The 22,623-nt window shown below is 61.8% G+C and carries 15 protein-coding genes; 4 read left to right on the top strand and 11 right to left on the bottom strand.

The annotated features are described in order from the left end of the window. Positions 1-47 precede the first annotated feature (47 nt). Positions 48-4,220, top strand: a complete 4,173-nt coding sequence (gene tamB / locus U0O11_RS08420; RefSeq protein WP_324692438.1) for an autotransporter assembly complex protein TamB — start codon at positions 48-50, stop codon at positions 4,218-4,220. A gap of 148 nt (positions 4,221-4,368) precedes the next feature. On the opposite strand, the gene U0O11_RS08425 is transcribed toward tamB, so the two are convergent. Next, positions 4,369-4,845 (bottom strand): YchJ family protein, encoded by a 477-nt coding sequence (locus U0O11_RS08425; RefSeq protein ID WP_153635760.1) that lies wholly within the window; start codon positions 4,843-4,845, stop codon positions 4,369-4,371. A gap of 49 nt (positions 4,846-4,894) precedes the next feature. Between U0O11_RS08425 and msrA the strand changes: the two genes are divergently transcribed. Then, positions 4,895-5,533, top strand: a complete 639-nt coding sequence (msrA, locus tag U0O11_RS08430; RefSeq protein ID WP_153635761.1) for a peptide-methionine (S)-S-oxide reductase MsrA — start codon at positions 4,895-4,897, stop codon at positions 5,531-5,533. Positions 5,534-5,697: 164 nt separating this feature from the next. On the opposite strand, the gene U0O11_RS08435 is transcribed toward msrA, so the two are convergent. From U0O11_RS08435 to can, 10 genes are all read right to left on the bottom strand, one after another. After that, complete coding sequence (locus U0O11_RS08435) at positions 5,698-6,867, bottom strand: dicarboxylate/amino acid:cation symporter (protein ID WP_131432039.1); 1,170 nt, start codon at positions 6,865-6,867, stop codon at positions 5,698-5,700. A gap of 349 nt (positions 6,868-7,216) precedes the next feature. Then, positions 7,217-8,275 (bottom strand): hydrolase, encoded by a 1,059-nt coding sequence (locus U0O11_RS08440; RefSeq protein ID WP_215824415.1) that lies wholly within the window; start codon positions 8,273-8,275, stop codon positions 7,217-7,219. 347 nt (positions 8,276-8,622) lie between these two features. After that, the gene (gene pepQ, locus U0O11_RS08445) at positions 8,623-9,987 is read right to left on the bottom strand and encodes a Xaa-Pro dipeptidase (RefSeq protein WP_215824416.1); all 1,365 of its coding nucleotides are present in this window, start codon (positions 9,985-9,987) and stop codon (positions 8,623-8,625) included. Positions 9,988-10,120: 133 nt separating this feature from the next. After that, entirely contained in the window at positions 10,121-11,032 is a 912-nt protein-coding gene (locus U0O11_RS08450) for a LysR family transcriptional regulator (protein WP_107334801.1), read from the bottom strand. 351 nt (positions 11,033-11,383) lie between these two features. After that, a complete protein-coding gene (locus U0O11_RS08455) occupies positions 11,384-12,409 on the bottom strand; it encodes an ABC transporter ATP-binding protein (protein ID WP_240548801.1) in 1,026 nt (341 codons plus the stop codon). A 50-nt stretch (positions 12,410-12,459) separates the two neighbouring features. Then, complete coding sequence (locus U0O11_RS08460; protein ID WP_215824418.1) at positions 12,460-13,512, bottom strand: ABC transporter ATP-binding protein; 1,053 nt, start codon at positions 13,510-13,512, stop codon at positions 12,460-12,462. 20 nt (positions 13,513-13,532) lie between these two features. Continuing rightward, a complete protein-coding gene (locus U0O11_RS08465) occupies positions 13,533-14,516 on the bottom strand; it encodes an ABC transporter permease (protein ID WP_052384673.1) in 984 nt (327 codons plus the stop codon). Further along, on the bottom strand, positions 14,513-15,559 hold the full coding sequence (locus tag U0O11_RS08470) for an ABC transporter permease (protein WP_054556671.1): 1,047 nt from the start codon (positions 15,557-15,559) through the stop codon (positions 14,513-14,515). Before U0O11_RS08470 ends, U0O11_RS08465 begins: the two co-directional genes overlap by 4 nt. Positions 15,560-15,882: 323 nt before the next feature. Then, positions 15,883-17,478 (bottom strand): ABC transporter substrate-binding protein, encoded by a 1,596-nt coding sequence (locus tag U0O11_RS08475; RefSeq protein ID WP_107334799.1) that lies wholly within the window; start codon positions 17,476-17,478, stop codon positions 15,883-15,885. Positions 17,479-18,434: 956 nt separating this feature from the next. Next, positions 18,435-19,088 (bottom strand): carbonate dehydratase, encoded by a 654-nt coding sequence (can, locus tag U0O11_RS08480; protein WP_043334249.1) that lies wholly within the window; start codon positions 19,086-19,088, stop codon positions 18,435-18,437. A gap of 399 nt (positions 19,089-19,487) precedes the next feature. On the opposite strand from can, the gene gorA reads away from it, so the two are divergent. Next, on the top strand, positions 19,488-20,876 hold the full coding sequence (gene gorA, locus U0O11_RS08485) for a glutathione-disulfide reductase (RefSeq protein WP_043334248.1): 1,389 nt from the start codon (positions 19,488-19,490) through the stop codon (positions 20,874-20,876). A gap of 522 nt (positions 20,877-21,398) precedes the next feature. Then, entirely contained in the window at positions 21,399-22,382 is a 984-nt protein-coding gene (locus U0O11_RS08490) for a TAXI family TRAP transporter solute-binding subunit (protein ID WP_215824541.1), read from the top strand. Positions 22,383-22,623: the final 241 nt, after the last annotated feature.

The following is a 22,623-nucleotide window of genomic DNA, read 5'->3' on the forward strand; positions in this document are numbered from 1 at the left end:
CAAAGGACCATCAGCTGAGCGGGTGAGCTGATAAAAAAGATATGGAGATGTTGGAATTGTCTAATCCCTATGTACGTCGGGGCGGCCTGGTCATCCGGTTGCTGATATGGCTGCTCGTGTTCCTGATCGGGCTGACGATGCTGCTGGTCGGGGGCGTGCTGTCTCCGTGGGGCACCGGACTGGTGCTCGATCAGGCGCGCTCGCGTGGCTTCATCGATTACTCCCAGGCCTCCGGCTCACCGCTGGAAGCGCTGTCACTCAAGGACGTCTCGCTGGACCTGCCGGGGCTGGCCGTCAATGCCGACTCGCTGTCGCTGGCCTGGGGCGAGGACTGCCTGCTCAAGGGCAAGCTGTGTCTCGAGTCGCTGGAGTCCAGTGGCCTCGCGATCACCCTGAGCGATAGCGGTGCCAGCACTGAACCGGAACCGGAGAGCGGTGAGAGTCTCAATGTGCCCATCGTGGTGCCGATTCCCATCGAGGTGCGCAAGGTCGCCATTGATGACTTCGCCCTGGCGCTGGCGGATGGCAGTCGCGTCACCTTCGATCATTTCCATACCTCGGCCGCGCTGTCAGTGAGTACGCTGACGCTGGGCGAGACACGCCTTATCACCAGTCGTTTCATTCCGGCCGATGCCGACGCGGCTCAAACGGCGTCAGATGCCGTCAGTCTCGAGGGTGTGAGCATCACGCCTGAGGCTCAGCAAGCGGCAAGTGCAGTGGTCCACACTCAGGTCGTGACGTCTCAAGCAGAGAGCGCCGCCAAGGCTATCTCGAATAAGACCATCACGGATGACGCCGCAGAAGTGTCTGGCAAGACTGCCGCTGAAACCTCGGATCAGACAGCACAGGCCGGGCGCATCGCCTTGCCGGAAGTCTATATTCCGCTGACCATCGAGGTTCCCGATCTCGCCATCGAAGACTTTGCGATCGAGGGGCCAAGCCCGTATGAGGTCAGCCGCCTGTCGCTGGCACTCAAGGCGGAAGGGCATGACATCACGCTCTCGCGTCTCGAGGTCGATTCCCGCGACGTCAACGCCGATCTCGTGGCGCAGGTCACCTTGAAGGACGAGTATCCCCTGAGCGCCACGCTCAATGCCGAGACCCTGATTGATCCCGTGCGTCATGAAAAGCTGCGCCTGTCTCTGGAAGGCTCGCTGGCGGATCTTGAAGCCTCTCTCAAGGCCGACGGCCCACTTGCCGCTGAGCTTGTGGCCAGCGCGGATGTACTGGACAGCGATCTGCCCTTCGAGGCGCGCCTGAGCTCCGAGCGGATCACCTGGCCCTTTGCCGCTGTCACTGATGCCTCTGATGACACCTCCGCGGATGCGCAGAAAGGCGCTCAGACAGCGACCCAAGCCAAGGATGGCAAGAACACGTCTGGCTCCGCTGCCGCTGCCTCCTTCACGCCTGACTATAGCGTCGAGAATCTGGCGCTGGTCGCCAAGGGCTCACTGTCGGGGTATACGACCACGCTGGATGCCATCATCGAGGGGCGTGACATTCCGCGCGCCACCTTGTCATTGGCAGGCGACGGCGATCTCGAGCATTACCGCTGGCAGCCACTCAAGATCGCGCTCAAGCGCGGCTCCGCCACCACCCGTGGCGAGATTCACTGGCAGCAAGGTATTCAGGTCGCCGCCGAGCTGGCCCTCGACAAGCTGCATCCCGAAGACTTGCTGCCGGCCCCGGCCGGAGGCGGCCAGAAAGCCGTGCGTGGTGAGCTGAGCGGCAATCTCGTGGCCAGCTTCCATCAGCCGCAACAAGGTCCGTGGGCCGTCGATGTCAGCAAGCTGGATATCCATGGCACCTTGCTCGAGCGTCCGCTCACGCTGACCGGCAAGCTTTCAGGCAATGCCGACATGCAGTGGGACGTCAACGCGCTGGAGCTGCGCCAGGGCCAGAACCGTCTGAGCGCCAATGGCAAGATTGCCAAGACCATCACCCTGGCGGCCAACATCGATTTCCCGGCGCTATCGACCCTGATGCCGGATATCGCGGGTGAGCTCAAGGGCAAGATCGATGCCTCGGGCACTCTCGACAAGCCTCAGCTGGCCAGCAACTTCACCGCACGACGCCTGCAGATCGGTGAGAACCGTATCTCCGACATGGCACTGTCGGCCGGGGTCGATGCCCGCAAGCGGGGGATTGATGACCCGGCACTGGATATCGCCCTCAATGCCGATGATGTCAGAGCTGGCGGACAGCAGATCGCGACCGTCGCGCTGACGCTGGGAGGCTTCCTGAGCGATCACACCCTGCAGTTCGATACCGAGATGGCCGGTGAGATGCCGCTTTCTCGTCTGGGGCTGACCCTCAAGGGGGGGCTCGACAAGGCGCGTGAGCATTATCGCGGTGCGCTGTCTCCGCTGACGGCGAATACCGATTTCGGGGACTTCAACTTCGACACACCGGCGAGCTTCGATGCCAATCTCGCCAAGGGCAGCGTGCTGGTGCAGCCGTTCTGTCTGAGTCGCGAACAGGGCGGCCAGATCTGTGTCGCCGAACCCTTGAGCGCGGGCAATGACGGTCAGGCCGTGGTGACTCTCGAGGGGATACCGCTGGACATGGCCCAGAGCGCCATGCCGGAGAGTTGGACCATCGGCGGTGCCACGGGCGGCAAGATCACGGCAAGCTGGAAGCAGGGTGGCCAACGCTGGAATGCTGACGCGGAGCTGGCGGGCAAGTTGACGCTGGCCGGCGAAGACGCCGACGGCAATGCCTGGTCACTGCCGGAGACCACCCTGCAACTGGCGCTGGAGGCCACGCCCGACAAGGCTGATCTCGATACCCAGATTCGCCTCGACAGCGCTGGCGGCATCGGTCTCACCGTGTCGGTCCTCGACCCGGCGGGCGCAGGCCAGCTGGATGGCTCGCTGGCCATCCGCGACATCGACCTCTCGCCGTATCGTCCGCTGGTGGCGGGCATGACTCAGCTGGAAGGCATGCTGGCGGGTGACGTCGAGGTCGGCGGCAATCTGAGCCTACCGTCGTTGACCGGCCCAATCGCGCTGACCGGTGTCAAGGTGCAGGGCGAAGGCCTGCCGGTGTCGCTGTCGGATGCCCAGTTCTCCGTTGACTTCGATGGCAACAATGCCGATATCGATGGCTATCTGGTGGGCAATGATGCGCGCTGGGGCATCGATGGCGAGGCGGCCTGGCCGACGCTTGAGGACTGGACGGCGTCATTGAACCTCGACGGCGCGAAGAACCCGCTCGAGCTGCATATCGCCGGGATCGGCCGCATGCGCGTCGCGCCGGATCTCGAGATCAATGCCAGCCCCACGCTGCTCAAGCTCCGGGGTGACGTCAAGGTGCCGTGGACACGCATCGAAGTGGACCAGGTGCCGCCGTCTGCCGTGTCACCCTCCAGTGACACCATCATCATCGAGCGTCCCAGTGATGAGGCCACCTCCAACCCGGCCGAGCTTGCCGATGGCAGCGATACCGCCAAGGCGCTCAACGAGGCCGGCATGGCGCTGGATGTGCGTATCGGCATCCATATCGGACCGGATGCGCGCTTGGAGGCAATGGGGCTCAAGACCAAGCTCAGAGGCGATCTCGATGTGCGTCAGTCCAAGGGCGGCGTGCAGGTCTTCGGTGAGGTCAATCTGGTCGACGGAACCTACAAGAGCTTCGGGCAGGACCTGCAGATCAGCAAGGGACAAGTCTTGCTGGCCGGGCCGCCCTCGAGCCCGCGTCTGAATATCGAGGCGATCCGTGATCCTGACAACACCGAGGACGACGTGACCGCAGGGGTGCGTGTGACGGGGCTTGCCTCGTCACCCAGCGTCGAGATCTTCTCGGACCCGTCGATGGATGAGTCCTCGGCACTGAGTTATCTGCTGCGCGGTGAGGGCCTGGACAGCGACACCAGCAGTGACAGTGCGGTCACGTCCGCCTTGATCGGCATGTCATTGGCGCAAAGTGGCCAGGTGGTCGGCCAGATCGGGGAAACCTTCGGTGTGCGCGACCTGAGTCTGGACAGCTCCGGCAGCGGGGATGACAGCCAGGTGGTGGTCAGCGGCTATATCGCTCCGGACCTGAAGCTCAGTTACGGCGTCGGGCTGTTCTCGCCGATCGCGGAGCTGACGCTGCGCTACAAGCTGTTCCGCAATCTGTATGCCGAAGCGGTGTCCGGCACGGCGCAGGCCGTGGATCTGCTCTACAGCTTCTCGCTGGGTCGCAGCGAGCTGGCGCCCAGAGTCGGCAAGGACAGATGACACGTCAGGCCAATTGATTGCCACAGGTTCAGCCCCCATCGACAGGTTCGGTGGGGGCTGTCTCGTTATGGAGGGGCATTTCAGAGGTGCTAGTTTCGCTTATGCTTGAGAGCTCAAGCGCACGCGCGACAGCACAAGACGCTGACGGTCACGCAGTGCAGCAACGCTTGATCTTCTTGCCGCTACCACAGGGACACAGGCTGTTGCGCCCCGGCGTCAGTGTCTGCCACTCGGCATCACCGTCGACATAACGCCAGTGATGGCCATCGTGATGAAAGCGGCTAAGTTCCTGCAATTGTTGGAACTTTCCCTGCTCGAAGAAGGTGGCATGAAAGCGTACCATGCCGGTATCGGCGTCTTGTCCGCTGTCCAGAATCTCCAATGCCAGCCACTGCGGGCCAGCACCTTCGAGGTCGGCGCGTGCCGGGCAATGGGCCGGGTCCCAGCTGTCGATCAGGAAGTCGGCGAGCGACAGGCAGAAGGCACTGTAGCGGGCGCGCATCAATTGCTCGGGGCGTTCGGCGCGGGTGATGTCAGCATGAATCGGCTGACAGCAATCGGCGTAGCGTCGCGCCTGGGCGCTGTTGGGCTGGCAGGGGCAGATCTTGGGGGGCAGAGATGACATCATTGAACCTATACACGATTGCACGACGCGACACAGGAGAGAGTCCGCCATGTGGATAACGGAAGATAAGCAGACCATTCCTTCAGCGCAGGACAGCTTGCCAGGGCGCAGTGAAGCGGTTCGCATCAGCGGCGTTCATCACGTCAATGGCCGCTCGATTGTACCGCCGTTCGACAGTGAGTGTGAGGAGATCGTGCTGGGGCTGGGCTGCTTCTGGGGAGCCGAGCGCCTCTTCTGGCAGCTGCCGGGCGTCAAGGTGACGGCGGTCGGTTATGCCGGCGGCCATACGCCGAATCCGAGCTATGAAGAGACCTGCACCGGCAAGACAGGCCACACCGAGGTCGTACGCGTGATCTTTGACCCGACGGTGATCGGCCTGCCGGAGATCCTGCGGGCCAGCTTCGAGGCCCATGACCCCACCCAGGGCATGCGTCAGGGCAATGACATCGGCAACCAGTACCGTAGCGCGATCTATTACACCCGCGATGACCAGCGCGCCATCGTCGAGAAGAGCATGGCCGACTACCAGCAGGCGCTGGACCAGTCCGGTCTCGGCCGCATCACCACCGAGGTCGCACCGCTGCGCGAGTTCTACTACGCCGAGGAATACCACCAGCAGTATCTGGCCAAGAATCCGGGCGGCTACTGCGGCCTGAAAGGCACGGGAATCAGCTGCCCCATCGGCTGATAGCCTCGGCAGTCATGACAGGCAGGGCATGCCGTCATGAGACTGTTGGTGACAGATTGCCGCTGAGAGACACGAAAGCCTCATGGTCGCCGCGAAGTTCACGGCCGCCATGAGGCTTTTTTCTGTCTGGAGCAGCCTTCGGTCAGGCGCTGCGAGGCACAGTGTCAGCGGTAGCGCTGTCGATCCTGCTCGGCTTCTGCAAAGCGATCGATCCACTGCACCAGGGCACCATCGCCGGTGACGTTGCACGCGGTGCCGAAGCTGTCCTGCGCCAGATAGAGCGCCATCATCAGGCCGACGGCGGCGGCATCGAAGCCCAGCAGGCTCTGCAATACGCCCACCGAGGTCATCGCGGCCCCGCCGGGCGAGCCGGGTGCGGCAATGATGGTCACACCCAGTGCGGCGATGAACGGCAGCAGGGTGGTGAGCTCGGGCGTTGCCAGTGAGGGAGTGACCAGCATCACGCCAATGGCGCACACGGTCAGCGTGATGGCACTGCCGCACATGTGGATGGTGGCCAGTAACGGCACTGCAAAGCTCGCCACGGACGGCGAGATGTGATTGAGGTGCATCTGGCGCACGGTGACCGGAATCGTGGCCGCGGAAGACATGGTGCCAGCGGCGGTGAAGTAGGCGGGCAGCATGTGGGCCAGCGCCTTCATGGGCGAGCGGCCGGTGCTGGTGCCGCTGGTGACGTAGAGCAAGCTCAGCCACAGCCAGTGCAGGGTCAGTGCCAGCAGCAGGATCATGCCGAAGCTCTTGAGGGTGTTGGCTACCGTGCCGGCGATCGTCATCTCGCAGAACAGGCCGGCGATATAGAACGGCAGGGCAGGAATCAACGCCTTGGCGATGAAGCGCTCGACGATGTCGCGGCCGCCGTCGGCCAGCTGGCGCATGCCGTCATGCTCGGTGGCGGAAATGCCGATGCCGAACAGGAAGGCCGTCACCAGGGCGGTGCTGATATCGGTCAGCGGCGGAATATCCAGCGTGAAGTAGGGGCTCAAGTGCTTGATGGCATGACTGACCGGCAGCTGGTCCTGTTGCACGATATGCGGCACGACCTCCAGCCCGACGATGCCCGCCAACAGTCCTGCCAGCGTGGTCGAGGCATAGGCCAGCACGATGGTCAGGGTCAGCAGACGGCCCGAGGAGCGCTCGAGACGTGCGATCCCGCTCATGATGAAGAACAGGATGATCAGCGGAATGGCGTATTCCAGCAGTTCACCGAACAGTACCTTGAAGGTCAGCAGGGCGCGGATCAGGGATTCGGGAGCCCATTGTCCCAGCAGTATGCCAGCCACGATGCCGAGCACCAGGCGAAAAATCAGGTTCATTATCAGGCCAGTAGAGTCTTGAACGTAGGATGGGCGCGCAGTCTACCATTCTCCCTGAATCGTGACAGTGATCCGTGTCACCCTTCACACCATACATCCTGTATACCGTTATCATTTTTTAATGCTCTAAATTTAGCCATCCCAAAACGCATACGGTCGTAGTCAGGGCTCAGGGCTTCCCACCGAACTTGAAGGTGGGAAGGCGAGCAAGGGTGGAAGAAGCAAAAGAGGCATGGAAAGCCAAGGACAAGAAAGCCAGGGAGGGGAAAGCGTGTTGGCGTCTGAATGGCGGACAATGCCGCCAGTTCGATGCACGACAGTTCAATGCAGCCGGTTAAATACAGGCAGCTCAGTGCGCTTCGCTCTGCACCTCTGCCTGCGCTTGCGGCTTGGGCAGCCCGCTCCAGGCATCCAGTTGCTGACTGACACGGCGAGCCAACCAGGAGCTCAGTCGCCCACGGCGCCACTCGACGAAGCCGACATGCCCACCGCGCTCACTGAGCTCGATACGCACGGCCTCGGAGGGTTGGTGGAATCGTGCGAAGAGATCGCGTGGCATGAAGGGGTCATCCAGCGACTGCAGTATCAGCGTTGGCAGTTCGATCTCGCTCAGCAGACGGCCCGCCGAGGAGCGCGTGTAGTAATCACTCGCCGAGGTGAAGCCATGCAGGGGTGCGGTGACTTCGTTGTCATAGGCCCAGAAACTGTTGAGCTGGGTCAGCTGATGCGCTCCGATCGAGATGGGTAACGGACCATTGGCAAGCTTCGCTGCCACCTTGGCCTTCAAGCCCTTGAGCAGATGGCGCTGGTAGAGGCGCGAGAAGCCCTGGTTGAGCACGTCCGCGCTGGCTGCCAGGTCCAGCGGGGCGCTGATGGCGATCGCGCCGGCCAGGTCCAGACCATCACCGCCTTGCTCCGCCACCAGCTTGAGCAGCATGTTGGCGCCCAGCGATACGCCACAGGCGACCTTGATGGCGTGCGGATAGCGTTGCCCCAGCTCGCCGAGCACCCAATAGGCGTCTGCAGTATCTCCGCTGTGATAGGCGCGTGGCAGGCGGTTGGGAGATTGCCCGCAGCCACGGAAATGCATCATCACCGGTCGCCAGCCCATCCGGGCGGCCGCATTGAGCAGCTCACGGGCGTAGGGCGAACTCAAGTCACCCTCAAGGCCATGAAACAGCACGAACAGGGGCGCATCGTCGCTCAGGGTCGTCGTACGCTCCCGCTTTTCATGACCGTCGCTGATGACCCAGGCGAGCTCGACGAAGTCACCATCGGGAAGATTGAGAATCTCGGTGCGTCGACTCAGGGGCGCGCGGGGCAGAAATCGCGGCAACAAGGTCTGGACATGGCGATTGCGCAGGCCAAGGGCAGGGCGAAACTCTGACGTGAAGATGGAGTGCGGCATGTGAGGTAGCTCCAGTGGCAGGCCAGGGCGATGACGTTGGTGGTCGGGTGATGGACATGCCCTTGATGGCGGTGGCCTGCAGCAAGATCTGACAGAAATTTCTGCACGGATATCGTTGGCATCATTTCACTTGGCGACGCCAATCGCTAGTCGCAGTGCAGCATACGCATCGACGCCAATGGTGATAGCTCGACCCTGGATCACATTCCTGGCCTGGCGCTCAAATACTTAGCCCCGGGTTACGCGACAAAAAGCCGCCATCGGCACAGGGCCCATGGCGGCGTGAGGCAGGCATGTGACGGCAAGCGTCACAGCGAGAGGCTCAGACAGTGTTGTGACAGGCCTGATTACAGACCCGTCGCCGGGCTGCGTGTCAGATTGAGGGCACCGTCTGCGGTGATGACCAGATTGTCCTCAATACGCACACCACCATGCGGTGCCAGCGCCTCGACCAGCTTCCAGTCGATATGCTCACCGCGTGCATCGTTGCGCAGCGGCTCCAGCAGCATGGGGATGATGTAGCAACCCGGTTCGATGGTGATGGCCATGCCGGTCTCGAGCACACGCGTCAGGCGCAGCATCGGGTGACCTTGCGGCGGATGACGGATATCGCCGGTGGTGTGATCAGGAATGCGACCCGCCACATCATGGACCTGCAGTCCCAGCAGATGCCCGAGACCATGCGGGCAGAAGGCTGCCGTGATGCCTTGTGCGACCTGATCCTCGGCGGGCAGGGACACCACGCCCAATTCCCGCAGCAGCTCACCCAGCTCACGATGCATCTCGAGGTGCAGGTCGACGTAGTCCACCCCGGGCGCGAGTCTTGCGATCAGACGCTTCTGCAGCGCCTCCACGCCCTCGATCAGCGAGCGATAGAGCGGCAGGGCATCATCGCCCGCCCAGCTGCGTGTGATGTCAGAGGCATAGCCGTGCACGCTGGCGCCGGCATCCACCAGCAGGCTGTGACGGGCGGCGGGGGCCTGCAAGCCATAATGCTGGTAATGCAGGACGGCGGCATGCGCGTTGAGACCGACGATGTTGCCGTAGGGCACATCCGATTCTCGTTGCCGCGACGCGCCAAGATAGGCCAGCTGGATATCGAGCTCCGCGCCGCCTTCCATGAAGGTGCGCCGGGCAGCCAGATGGCCACGCGCGGCGCGCAGGCTGGCTTCTTGCAGACAGGCGATCTCGAATTCGCTCTTGCAGACGCGCCCCTCGTCGAGCTGGCGCACCAGGCCGACCGGGTTGGGCAGTGCCTCAAGTTCGCTGACCACCTGCGGCTGGAGTTCGGCGATCTCGCCCAGCAGCGCCACGCGGCCCTCAGGGCGCTGTGGCAGTGTCGGCTTGCGCAGATGGACAATCTCGAACTGCTCGGCCCAGGGCGCGGTGTCCGGCGTCGGCAGGCTGGGTGACAGATGCCAGAAGTCATCAGGGGCATAGAGGTAAAGCGTCGGGCGCTCACCCGGACGAATCACCAGCCAGCTATCGCTGAGGCCCGCCATCGGCACCCAGTGCAGGAAATGGGCATGGGATTTGAAGCTGGCATCCTGATCATCGGCGAAATGCCGCTTCGGTTTGCCACTGTGCAGCACGATGGCGTCCAGATCATGCTGCTGCATGGCGATTTCGTAGCCGGATTGCAGCGCCGCCAGATGCGCGCGGTGTGCCGCGGCGTGGGTGATAGTCGGGTCGTTGAGCTGGCTGTCAGACATCATGTTTCCTTGCAAACGGTCGGCACGCCTGACCTGGATGAGTGAACGTCAATGGCGTGAGGTAATGGAGAATGTAGGAATGAAGGGGAGAGCGTCGCTGAGCCGGCGCTGTCGACCCTCCTGCCCGGATGACTCACGAGAAATGGGCTTCCAGCTGGTGCCAGAGTTCACTGACACTGTCGTGGCGCGGCACGCGCGGGCGATACAGGCGGATATGCAGACTCAGGTCCCAGCGCGGGTCACCGGCACGTACCAGCTTGCCGCTGGCGATTTCCTCTGCGGCCAGCCGCTGCGGCAACCAACCGATGCCATAGCCCTGCAAGACCAGCGCCTTGATGTTGGCCGCCTGAATATTCTCGTTCATGGTGACCAGATGCGCCTGAATCGGGACCTGAGCGAGATGGGCCATCAGCGAGGTGGCGATGACGGCGCGCGGATGCGGGCTGATGAACGGCAGCGGATTGCGCCGCGTGCCCGGCAACTGATGGCGGGGATTGCCATCCGCGCCGGGCGCGCACAGCGGGATGAAGGTTTCTTCGCCGACCACCAGGTATTGGTAACTGTCCAGCTCAAAGCCCAGATCCACACGTGCCTGGGGCCAATAGCACAGCGCCAGATCACATTCGCCGCGATCCAGCCCGTGGAAATAGTCGGCCGCCAGCCAGCCGGTGGCACGCAGATAGGGCAGCACCTGTTCACGCAGCTGAAGCTGATCGAGCCAATCAGGCAGGAAGTGGGACACCAGAGACTGCGGTGCCCCCAGCGATATCTTGCTGGCTTGCTGCTGGGCCATGTCCTGCAGGCGTTCGCGTGTGATGCGCACGCGCTCGGTGATCTGCTCGCACAGCTGGAGAAACTCGTCTCCGGCGGGAGTCAGCGACAGCGGCAGGGTCTGACGATTGATCAAGGTGGTGCCCATCTCCTCTTCCAGCAACTTGATGCGGCGGGAAAAGGTGGGCTGAGAGACATTCTGTGCATCGGCTGCCCGCGAGAAATGCCGGGTCTGAGCCAGAACGATGAAGTCTTCGAGCCAGCGAATTTCCATGTAATCGGAGTGCCTCGTCGGCCTGGGAGAAGGCCATGTCAGGAGGTCGGGCGCACATCTCTTCGGACGTGTCACACCAGAGTATCTTGGGGATGCGTCATCGGGGCCCGGTGCCACGCTGAATCTTCTTCAAGCATCGTGGGCAATGGCGCCAATTGACCTGTTGGTCAGTAGCGGATGAGCGAAATCTTGCCCATACAAAACGCGAGATGCAATCGTCAATGAGCGCAAGACGCAAGGTTGCCGATGACAATGGCAACCTTACGCGGTCTTTCCTTGCTTGGGGCCGGAAACGCAATGATCGATGGCGCCCATCACATCGCCGTCATCACTTTCGTCACTGCCATCACATCAGTCGATGCGGCCTTCTTCCACGGCGTGGCAGGCGACCTGACCGGTGTCCGTGGCGATCAGGCGCGGAATCTCCGTGCGGCAACGCTGATTGGCATGCGGACAACGGCCATGGAAGACGCAGCCCGAAGGCAGATTGACCGGCGTCGGCACCTCACCCTCGAGGCGAATGTGATTGGGTTTGTCATCGTGCAGACGCGGGATCGCCGACATCAATGCCTGGGTGTAGGGGTGACGCGGGCGGGCGAACAGTGAACGGGTGTCCGCCAGCTCGCACAGCGTGCCCAGATACATCACCGCGACGCGGGTGCCGAAGTGCTCGACCACGGCCAGGTCGTGGGTGATGAACAGATACGTCAGGTTGCGTTGCTCCTGCGCCTCCATCATCAGGTTGAGCACCTGCGCCTGGATCGACACGTCCAGCGCCGAGATCGGCTCATCGGCGACGATGAATTCCGGGTCCACCGCCAGCGCGCGGGCGATCGAGATACGCTGACGCTGGCCGCCGGAGAATTCGTGGGCGAAGCGCTTGCCCCAGTCGGGGTCGATGCCCACCGAGCGCATCACCTCCTCGATCTTGTCGCGCACCTCGCCATCCTTGAGCGTCGGCTGATGGAAGCGCAGCGGCTCCTCCAGCGTCTGCTGGATGGTCATGCGCGGATTCAGCGACGCATAGGGATTCTGGAAGATCATCTGCATGCGACGGCGGTAGGGCAGCAGGTCACGCGGGGCCATGTCATCGATGCGGGTGCCGTCAAAACGGACCTCGCCACCGCTGGGCTTGAGCAGCCCCATCACGGTCCGCGCGACCGTCGACTTGCCGCAGCCGGATTCCCCGACCACGCACAGCGCCTCACCGCGTTTGACGTCCAGTGTGACGCCATTGATGGCGTGCACGTATTCCTGTTTGCGACGCAGGCGTCCCTTCTCGAAGGTCAGCTGTTCGAGAAAGTCGCCGGACAACGAGAAGCGCTTCTCGAGATCACGAATTTCTACCAGGGTTTCGCCAAGCTCGGCGCTATCCATACGGGGGGAGGCCTGGGAGGAGGACTGAGCGTCCTTCAGAATTGCCGCGCTCATGCGTTCACCTCCGTGCGGTGGCTGTCAGTGGGAGTGGCGCCATTGCCGTAGGCATCGGTGATGATCGGGGTCCAGCGCTCGCCGGCCACCATGGCATCGACCATATGACAGGCCACCTTGCAGTTGCCGGAATGGGCAAAGGCCGGCACCTTCTCGAGGCAGATATTCGCCGCGAAGTCACAGCGCGGATTGAAGGCGCAGCCGGCCGGAATCTTGGTCAGGGTCGGCATCGAGCCACGAATCTGGTTCAGACGGCTGCCCGGAGTGGCCATCTGGGGCAGGGCGTTGATCAGCCCCTGGGTGTAGGGGTGCTGAGCATCATTGATGATCTCGCGGGTCGGCCCCTGTTCGATGACGCGCCCGGCATACATCACCAGGGTGCGCTGGGTGACCTGGCTGACCACGCCCAGGTCGTGGGTGATCAGGATCAGCCCGACGTTGTGCTTCTCGCACAGCAGCAGCAACAGCTCCATGATCTCGGCCTGGATGGTCACATCCAGCGCGGTGGTCGGTTCATCGGCGACGATGATATCCGGGTCCAGCAGCAGCGCGATGGCGATGATGATGCGCTGACGCATGCCGCCGGACAGCTCATGGGGGTACTGATCCAGGCGTTTTTCCGGAGAGGGAATGAAGACCTGATTGAGCTTGTGCAGGGCGATGGCGCGCGCATCCTTGCGCGAGATGCGGCGGTGCGCCTTTAGGCATTCGATCATCTGCTCGCCGATGGTCAGCACCGGATTGAGCGTCATCATCGGGTCCTGGAAGATCATCGAGATGCGGTTGCCGCGAATCGACTGCATCGCCTTGGGCTTGAGGGTGTTGAGCACCTCGCCATCGAACTTGATCTCGCCGCCGGCGATGTAGCCGGGCTTGGCGATCAGATTCAGGATGGTGAAGGCCGCGACCGACTTGCCGGCCCCCGATTCACCGACGATCCCCAGGCGCTCACCGCGTTCTAGGGTGAAACTGACGTCGCGCAGGGCGCGGACCTCACCGCCTCGCATGGCGAAGCGGACGTCGAGGTTTTTGACTTCAAGTAGTGCCATTGTCTTGACTCCTCTCGGCTTCAGCCCTTGTAGAGACGCGGGTTCATGACATCACGCAGCCAGTCGCCCAGCAGGTTGATGACCAGGACCAGCACGATCAGCACGCCACCGGGGATCAGCGTGATCCACCAGCTGCCTGACTGCAGGTAGTCGAAGCCGGACTTGATCAGTGACCCCAGCGACGGCTGGGTCTCCGGCATGCCGAGACCGAGGAAGGACAGCGCCGCCTCCGAGATGATCGCGTTGGCGATCTGCACCGTGGAGATGACGAAGATCGGCGACAGGGTGTTGGGCAGGATGTGACGGAACATGATGCGACGGGAGCGGAAGCCCATTACCCGCGCGGCATCGACGTATTCCTTGTTCTTCTCCGCCAGCACCGAGGCGCGGACGGTACGCGCATACTGCGGCCATTCCGCCAGCCCGATGATCAGGATCAACAGGATCAGCGCGTAATCCGAGAAGGCGGCGCCGCCGAAGGTGGCCTTGATGATGGCGCCCACCACGATGGCGACCATCAGGGTCGAGAACGACAGCTGGATATCGGCCATGCGCATCAGGAAGGCATCGATACGCCCGCCCAGATAGCCCGCCAGCAGCCCGAAGGTCACGCCGAGCAGTGCCTGCAGGATGACAGCGCCGAAGCCGATCAACAGCGACACGCGCGTGCCGTAGAGAATGGTGGAGAGCAGATCACGCCCCTGGGCATCGGTGCCCAGCAGGAAGGCCGGATCGCCGCCCGCCATCCACGCCGGCGGCAGCTCCGAGTTCATGATGTCGATACTGGCCAGGTCATAGGGATCGGCCGGGGCGATCCACGGCGCGAGGAAGGCCCCGAGCACCATGGCGATGAACACCAGCAGACAGGCCTGAGCCATCCAGTCGCGCTTGAAGCTGTAGACCAGGTAGGACTCGCGGAATCGCTGCCAACGGCCTGGGACCACGATGGAGCTGGTCTTCGGGGTGACGGGCGCGTTGCTCGATTGGGTATTGGATTGGCTCATGCCGGTTTCCCCGCAAGCTTGACGGTGGGGTTGACCAGTCCGTAGATCAGATCGACGAGGGTGTTGGTGATCACGAAGATCACGCCGACCATCATCAGGTAGGCCACGATCAGCGGGATGTCGGAGCGGGTAATGGCCTCGAGGAACATCAGGCCCATGCCCGGCCACTGGAAGACGGTCTCGGTCAGGATGGTGTAGGCGACCATGGTGCCGATCTGCACGCCGCCGACGGTGATCACCGGCAGCATGGTGTTCTTCAGTGCGTGCAGGAAGTAGATACGCTTGAGGCCGATACCCTTGGCGCGCGCGAACTTGATGTAGTCCGACTGCAGCACTTCCATCATCTCGGCACGAATCAGGCGGATGAACAGTGGCAGCATGATCGAGGCCAGCGAGATGGCCGGCAGCACCAGGTGCCAGAGGCCGTCGGCGGTGAAGAAGCCGCTCGACCAGGTGCCCGCGACGTGTACCAGCTCACCGCGCCCGTAGGAGGGCATGCCGCCATCGGTGGACAGCATGCCGTTCAGGACACTGCCCCAGGTGGTGTCGCTGGGGAACCAGTCCACCGTCACGCCGATCGCGAACAGCTGGATCAACACGATGGCGGTCAGGAAGACCGGCACCGAGATACCGATGATCGAGGTACCCATGAACAGGCGTGACAGCCAGTTGCGCGGGCGAATCGCCGCGAACACCCCGATGGGCGCCGAGAGCAGGATGATGATCAGGCTCGAGGCCATCACCAGTTCTAGCGTGGCGGGCAGGTGCTTGAGAATCACCTCGGTCGCTGGCTGCTTGTAGAAGTACGAGTTGCCGAGATCGCCCTGCAGGGCATTGCCGGCAAAACGCAGATATTGGGTGATGAAGGGGTCGTTGAGGCCCATTTCATCGCGCATGACCTCACGCTGGGCTTCCGACACGGCCTGGCCGGTCATCTCGCGCAGCGGGTCGCCCAGGTTGTCCTGGATGGCGAAGCTGATGATGCTGATCACGAACATGACCAGTACGGCGTGCATCAGGCGTTTGATCAGAAAGGCAATCATGGATCGCCACCTTCCTCGTGAACATCACGGTCTCGCGCGTGTCGGCCCTATCCATGCTGGCCGATCACGCTGGGTGTCAGGTATCCCGCCTGTCGCTGGCCTGCCATCGGGCACAGGCTCCCCAACCCATCACCGACAGGCGATGGCGAGGAAAACAACAGGCGGGGGTAAGTCGTCGCGTTCAGGTCAGCAGGGCAACCAGAGAGTTCGCTCAGGCTATCTCCGGTTGCCTGACTTGCCTGTCGCGAGGGGTGAGTGGCCAGAAACATGGCACTGAACGATGCAAGGCGGTTCAGTGCCTGTCTCTCACTCACGCGGCGGGATCACTCCTGGTCGATGACCAGATCCCCCAGATACGGGAAGTTCATTACGTTCAGCACCGGCTCGATGTTGACGCCATCACGCGCGCCCCAGGCCAGGTTCTGCCAGTGCAGCGGCACGAAACCGGCATCGTCGTAGACGGCTTTCTCGGCGGCCTGCAGCATCTTGGCGCGCTTCTCGGTGTCGGTTTCCAGGTTGGCCTCGGTGACCATCTTGTCGACGTCCGGATTGCAGTAGTTGCCGGAGTTGTACTGACCGACACCGCTGTCGGCATCCGGGCAGAAGGTCAGGAATTCGAAGAAGTTGGCACTGTCTTCGGTGTCCGAGTGCCAACCAATCATCATCATGTCGGCAGCACGCGCATCATATTCCGGCCAGTACTGGGCCTTGGGCAGGGTCTTCAGGTCGACCGTGATGTTGATCCTGGCCAGCATCGAGGCCACGGCCTGGGCGATCTTGGCGTCGTTCACATAGCGGTTGTTGGGCGCCATCATGCTGATCTCGAAGCCATCCTCGTATCCGGCTTCCTTCATCAGCTCCTTGGCCTTGGCCACGTCATAGCGCGGGGTCAGCTCGGGGTTGTGGCCCTGATAGCCATCCGGTGACATCTGGGCGGCGGGGGTCGCGAAGCCTTTCATCAGCTTCTGGGCGATGCCTTCCTGGTTGATGGCGTAGTTGACGGCCTGACGGACGCGCTTGTCCTTGAAGGCTTCGACACGCTCCTGGTTCATCTGGAAGGTGATGATGCGGGTGCCGCCCATCTCGACCAGGTGCACGCCGTCCTGCTTGCGAATGCGTTCCAGATCGGTCGGCGGTACCGGCGCGATGAAGTCCATGTCACCCGACAGCAGCGCCGCGACACGCGTGGCGTTTTCCTTGATCGGCGTCAGCACGATGTCATCGACGTTACCCGGCGACTCGGTATCCCAGTAATCCTCGAAGCGCTCGAAACTGATCTTCACGCCCTGCTGACGGTCCGCGACCTTGTAGGGGCCCGTGCCGGACTCGTTGCGTGAGGCGAAGGTGTTGGCCGCCTTGGCGATCTCATCCTTGGCCTTGCCGTCTTCGGTCTCACCGGAATAGAACGCGCTGTCCATCGGGAAGATGTAGGTGGCGGCATTCAGCACCAGCGGGAACGGCTTGTCGGTCACCAGGTCCACGGTGTAGTCATCGACGGCCTTGACGTCGGTGAAGGGTGCGAAGATGGCCTTGAAGTCGGCACTCTTCTTGAGGCGCTCGATGGTCCAGACCACATCCTTGGCGGAGAAGTCATTGCCGGAGTGGAACTTGACGCCTTCGCGCAGATGGAAGCGCATGGTGTTGTCATCGACACGCTCCCAGCTCTTGGCCAGGCGGCCATCGAAGCCGAGGTCCTTGTTCCAGCGAATCAGCGGGTCGTAGACCATGTGCGACAGCTGCAGGGTGCCGCCGGAGAGCTGTTCGTGGATATCGAGGGTCACGGGGTCAGCGTCGTAGGCCATGCGCAGGGTGACGTCTTCGGCCATTGCCGGAGCCGCCATGGCCAATGTCGCGCTGCCGATCAGCGCACACAGGGTCTTCTTGGGCAAGAAAGACTGGAGGGCATTCTGACGGGTCATGAGCATCCCTTTGCTTGTGTAGTTTGATTGTTGTTGTGGCGATCCTGCGCGGCTGTCGAGGCAGACACGCAGGATGCGTTCTAACAGTAGAGAGTCACTTGGTCGCGGGACAATCGAAATGTTGAGTAGCCGGATGCAGGTGGTGAATAGCCTTTTCCTGACCACGCAACGTCATCCAGGCTGGTGCAGGGCGCGGGGTGGACCAGGCGACACGCCGAATGTCACACGACAACGCCATCTCTCACATCAACAAAGCCGTGAGCTGAGGGCGTTTCCTGTCGAGGCAATGCGGTACGATTCAGTCCTGTCATATGCTGGGCAAGCCGCCGTGATACTGACCTGCCTCGTTCACATTGCAAGCCATGACTACAATTCAATTCCAATAGAATCAACTATTTGAATCAAAATTGATGATCGAGGTCTGGGGAATTCCCGGGCGCTGCATGGCCGTGGTGTGTATCAGTTCCGTCAGCCGACGGCGCCTGGTTGAGAGACATTGCGTACGCTGAATAGCGCCAATCCGGCTTCACGCCACCTGGCGATAAACAGACACCATCAGCGGTAGAAAAGCCGACAGGATAGGCGGTGATTCTCCACTGCGTGCAGTCTCTGCACCTGATTGGTGCGCATGGCGTTCTGCGACCAAAGTTGCGCCTCAGAGGCCCTCCACGAAGGCCTGAAAGATCGATACTGCACTGTAAAATTCCCGAACGCTGCGCTGAAAACACGTGAAAGACTTTCCAGCGCCGGTGGCTGCCAGGCCTGATTCCATTCAATGGACGCCAAGGCAGTCGATGCAGGAAAGCACTGACAGAGGGAGAAAGGCGCTGGAGAGTCGGTCTTGATAAGAGGGAGGCCTGAAACGCGACGCGCCTCCCAGGTGGGAGGCGCGTTGGAGGCCACTAATGTTGCTACCGGCATCCAGCAGCACCGACAGCTTGATCAGGTCGGCCTGATCAGTCCTGCTGCGGCAAAGGCTCGATGCGGTCCACACGATACAGCTGCGGCACCTGTGACAGGTTGCTGATGGTGCAATCGAGGTTGTTCACTCGACCATCGGACAGGCCGTAGACCCAGCCATGCACTTCCAGCTTCTGACCGCGCTCCCAGGCACGCTGCAGGATCTTGGTTCTGGCCAGGTTCTGCACCTGAGAGCGGACATTGAGTTCGCACATGCGGTCGACCTGCTCATCCAGCGGCAGGTCCTTGAGCTCGTCATAGTGCAGGTTATAGAGCTCACGCAGGGTGTGCAGCCAGTAGTCGACCATGCCATTGTCACCGCCGGTGATCGAGGCACGCACGCCACCACAACCGTAATGGCCGACGATCATGATGTGTTCGACCTTCAGGACATCGACGGCGTACTGAATCACCGACAACGCGTTCATGTCGTTGTAGTGGATCAGGTTGGCGACATTGCGATGTACGAAGACTTCGCCGGGCGGCAGGTCGATGATCTGGTTGGCCGGTACGCGGGAATCCGAGCAGCCGATCCACAGAAAGTCAGGATTCTGCTGGTCCGAGAGGCGCTTGAAGAACTCAGGGTCGCGCTCGGTCATGGATTCAGCCCAGACCTTGTTTTGCTCAAGCAGCTTTTCGATATTGCTCATGGCAGGGAGACCACTTTTTCAAATGACGGGGGCAGGGGACGGTTGTCGCACAGAGGCGTTGGCCGTGGTGCCTCTCGGGCGCAGAGCCTCTTGGCTTAGACCCATCAGGCAGGCATTCACGGCAGCGTCAGGCAAGACGTCAGAGCGCTAATGCTACGAGCGACAGTGTTACGAGCAACAATGTTACGCGCCCGCGGAGCGCTTCGCCAATGACGGTGCTAGCCCCTGTGCCAGCACGTTGTAACTTTTGTCTAACATGCTTGTTGGACATATTTACCGTGTCAGAGGCCACAGGGTCAACCTGAAGGCCGATACGCGGGTAACCGCGCCCAGCGACACGGGACTCCCGAGGGCGCGCGAGTCCTGATACCATGTGGCCAATTCATCAAGGAGATTCCCGTGACCGATCAGACCCATCAGCCTGCGACAGGCCAGTTTGACTTCGACCTGTTCGTCATTGGTGCCGGCTCCGGCGGCGTTCGCGCTGCCCGGACCGCCGCCGCGACCGGCGCCCGCGTTGCTGTGGCAGAAGACCGCTACCTCGGCGGTACCTGTGTCAATGTCGGTTGCGTGCCCAAGAAGCTCTACTCCTACGCTGCCCACTACCATGATTCCTTCAAGGACAGCGCCGGCTTCGGTTGGGATCTGGGCGACGCCCCGCGCTTTGACTGGGCGACCCTGCGTGATCGCAAGACCGCCGAGATCTCTCGTCTGAACGGCATCTATCGCAATCTGCTCAACAATTCCGGCGCCACGCTGATCGAAGGCCGTGCCAGCATCGCCGATGCCAACACCGTCGTCGTCAATGGCGAGCGTCACACTGCGGCCAAGATTCTGGTCGCCACCGGTGGCTGGCCGTTCCTGCCGGACTTCCCGGGTCGTGAACATGCGCTGGATTCCAACCGCATCTTCGATCTGGAAAGCTTCCCGAAGCGCTTCTTCGTCATCGGTGGCGGCTATATCGCCGTCGAGTTCGCCAGCATCTTCAATGGTCTGGGTGCCGAGACGCACCTGAGCTATCGCGGTGACCTGTTCCTGCGCGGCTTCGACAACGAAGTGCGCGAGTTCACGCGTGACGAGATGGCCAAGAAGGGCGTCAACCTGCACTTCAACACCACGGTCGAGTCCATCGACAAGCAAGGCGACGTCTACAGCGTGCGCCTGAGCGATGGCCAGGTGCTGGAAGTGGATTGCATCCTCGCCGCCACCGGTCGCAAGCCGAACATCGAAGGCCTGGGGCTGGAGAATGTCGATGTGGCGCTGAATGTCGATGGCACCGTACGCGTCAACGAGCGCTTCGAGACCACCACCCCGTCCATCCTCGCGCTTGGCGACATCATCGGTGGCCCGGAACTGACGCCGGTGGCGCTTGAAGAAGCCATGCACCTGGTGCGTGCGCACTTCGGCGACGGCGTCGTGGGTGGTCTGGACTACGACAGCATCGCGACAGCGGTATTCTGTCATCCGAACATCGGTACCGTCGGCCTCAGCGAGGAAGCGGCGCGCGAGAAGTTCGACAGCATCCGCGTCTACACCGCTGACTTCCGTCCGCTCAAGCACACCCTGTCCGGCAGCGATGAGCGCAGCCTGATGAAGCTGATCGTCGATGACGCCAGCGACAAGGTCGTCGGCGTGCACATGGTCGGTGATGAAGCCGGTGAGATCATGCAGGGCATCGGCATCGCCGTGCGTGCCGGCCTGACCAAGGCCGACTTCGACCTGACCGTGGGCATTCACCCGACGGCAGCGGAAGAGTTCGTCACCATGCGCAGTGTCACGCGCACCTGACAAGCCAGTCGCAAAGACGGCTCGTCGAAATGACTGAGCTTCGAAAAGACTGAACGTCGAAAACAGAACGCCCCACGGCCTTGCCGTGGGGCGTTTTTGCATGCGTCTTCTGCGTGCTCCCAGGCGCAAATCAACTGCGAAAGGGGAGTCATGGTTACTGAGTAACGATGCAGGTTACACAGTCATCATCAGCGACCATCTGAATCCGCGCTGAAAGTTGCACGCAATGAGGAAGCGGCAATCCTCGTTTGGCGAGGGACAAGTCGCTGTCTGCGCAGTTCACTGCCAACACCTACACCTTTCGTAGCATAAAGCATGACAAGCTGGTACTCGCGCACTTCAGCTATGCTAGTCTCAGTGCAGCGTTATGCACCTCAAATTACTGAAATATCAGCCATGTGGCAGTGGATAAGCCTGAAAATCGGCCTGTTTCACACGCGATACAAGCAAGGGCCTGGCCGGTATCGAGGTGCATGACGGCAAGACCAATAACAAGCCAGCAAAGGGAGTTTCAACATGACCATGATCAAGAAGTCGCTGACAGCGGCGGTCGCGACCGCAGGTCTTGGCCTGATGGGGATCTCCGGAGGCGCCAGCGCCGCCGAGCAGACCTTCGTAACCATCGGCACCGGCGGTGTAACAGGCGTTTACTATCCGGCTGGTGGTGCAATCTGCCGCTTGGTCAACCGTGGCAAGGCCGAACACGGCATTCGCTGCAGCGTCGAGTCCACGGGCGGTTCGGGCTACAACCTGAACAGCATCCGTACCGGCGAGCTGGACATGGGCGTTGCCCAGTCTGACGCGCATTACAATGCCTATGAAGGCAAGGGCGATTTCGAAGACTTCGGCCCGAACAAGGACCTGCGTTCACTGTTCTCCCTGCACCCGGAACCGTTCACCGTCGTCGCTCGCAAGGACAGCGGCGTGACCGAGTTCGACCAGCTGGAAGGCAAGCGCATGAACATCGGCAACCCGGGTTCCGGTCAGCGCTCGACCATCGACACTCTGCTGTCCTCGCAGGACAAGGACACCAGCGTGTATTCCGTGGCCTCCGAGCTCAAGGCCTCCGAGATGTCTTCCGCACTGTGTGACAACAAGATCGACGGTTACGTCTACGTCGTGGGTCACCCGTCCGGTTCCATCAAGGAAGCGACCACCACCTGTGACGCGAACATCGTCAATGTCACCGGCGACGCCGTCACCAAGCTGGTCGAAGAGAAGCCTTACTTCTCCGTCGCGACCATCCCGGGTGGCATGTACCGCGGCAATGATGACGACGTGACCACCTTCGGTGTCCGCGCGACCATCGTCTCCAGTGCCGAAGTCGAAGACCGCGTCGCCTACGAAGTGGTCAAGGCCGTGTTCGACAACTTCGATCAGTTCCAGCGCCTGCACCCGGCGTTCCAGGTCCTGAAGAAGGAAGAGATGGTCAATGCTTCCCTGACGGCGCCGCTGCACGATGGCGCCAAGCAGTACTACAAGGAAGCTGGCCTGCTGAGCGAGTGATATGCCCTGCGCGCCTCGCCTGCGAGGCGCCGTGCATGAACGCTCATCCTGCGCTCAGGGATCCGAGCACAGGGAGCACAGGGAATTCCCGGAGACCGCACTCGTTGCGGTCTCCGTGCTTGTGGAAAGTCTGCATTCCCGGGCGGCCACTCAGGTCGAGCAGGAAAGGGCCAAGCAGGGAAAGCGCAGCAGAGACACCCGCCGTCATTGCGCAATCAAGACTTGCCTGCGAGTGGCAAGT

It is taken from the genome of Cobetia sp. D5, from assembly GCF_035666195.1.
GTDB classification, from domain to species: Bacteria; Pseudomonadota; Gammaproteobacteria; order Pseudomonadales; family Halomonadaceae; genus Cobetia; species Cobetia amphilecti.

Bases quoted from the DNA above. Each gene is read 5' to 3' on its own strand.
- tamB (WP_324692438.1), top strand. From the start codon at position 48: ATGTTGGAATTGTCTAATCCCTATGTACGTCGGGGCGGCCTGGTCATC.
- U0O11_RS08425 (WP_153635760.1), bottom strand. From the start codon at position 4,845: ATGTCATCTCTGCCCCCCAAGATCTGCCCCTGCCAGCCCAACAGCGCC.
- msrA (WP_153635761.1), top strand. From the start codon at position 4,895: ATGTGGATAACGGAAGATAAGCAGACCATTCCTTCAGCGCAGGACAGC.
- U0O11_RS08435 (WP_131432039.1), bottom strand. From the start codon at position 6,867: ATGAACCTGATTTTTCGCCTGGTGCTCGGCATCGTGGCTGGCATACTG.
- U0O11_RS08440 (WP_215824415.1), bottom strand. From the start codon at position 8,275: ATGCCGCACTCCATCTTCACGTCAGAGTTTCGCCCTGCCCTTGGCCTG.
- pepQ (WP_215824416.1), bottom strand. From the start codon at position 9,987: ATGTCTGACAGCCAGCTCAACGACCCGACTATCACCCACGCCGCGGCA.
- U0O11_RS08450 (WP_107334801.1), bottom strand. From the start codon at position 11,032: ATGGAAATTCGCTGGCTCGAAGACTTCATCGTTCTGGCTCAGACCCGG.
- U0O11_RS08455 (WP_240548801.1), bottom strand. From the start codon at position 12,409: ATGGATAGCGCCGAGCTTGGCGAAACCCTGGTAGAAATTCGTGATCTC.
- U0O11_RS08460 (WP_215824418.1), bottom strand. From the start codon at position 13,512: ATGGCACTACTTGAAGTCAAAAACCTCGACGTCCGCTTCGCCATGCGA.
- U0O11_RS08465 (WP_052384673.1), bottom strand. From the start codon at position 14,516: ATGAGCCAATCCAATACCCAATCGAGCAACGCGCCCGTCACCCCGAAG.
- U0O11_RS08470 (WP_054556671.1), bottom strand. From the start codon at position 15,559: ATGATTGCCTTTCTGATCAAACGCCTGATGCACGCCGTACTGGTCATG.
- U0O11_RS08475 (WP_107334799.1), bottom strand. From the start codon at position 17,478: ATGACCCGTCAGAATGCCCTCCAGTCTTTCTTGCCCAAGAAGACCCTG.
- can (WP_043334249.1), bottom strand. From the start codon at position 19,088: ATGAGCAATATCGAAAAGCTGCTTGAGCAAAACAAGGTCTGGGCTGAA.
- U0O11_RS08490 (WP_215824541.1), top strand. From the start codon at position 21,399: ATGATCAAGAAGTCGCTGACAGCGGCGGTCGCGACCGCAGGTCTTGGC.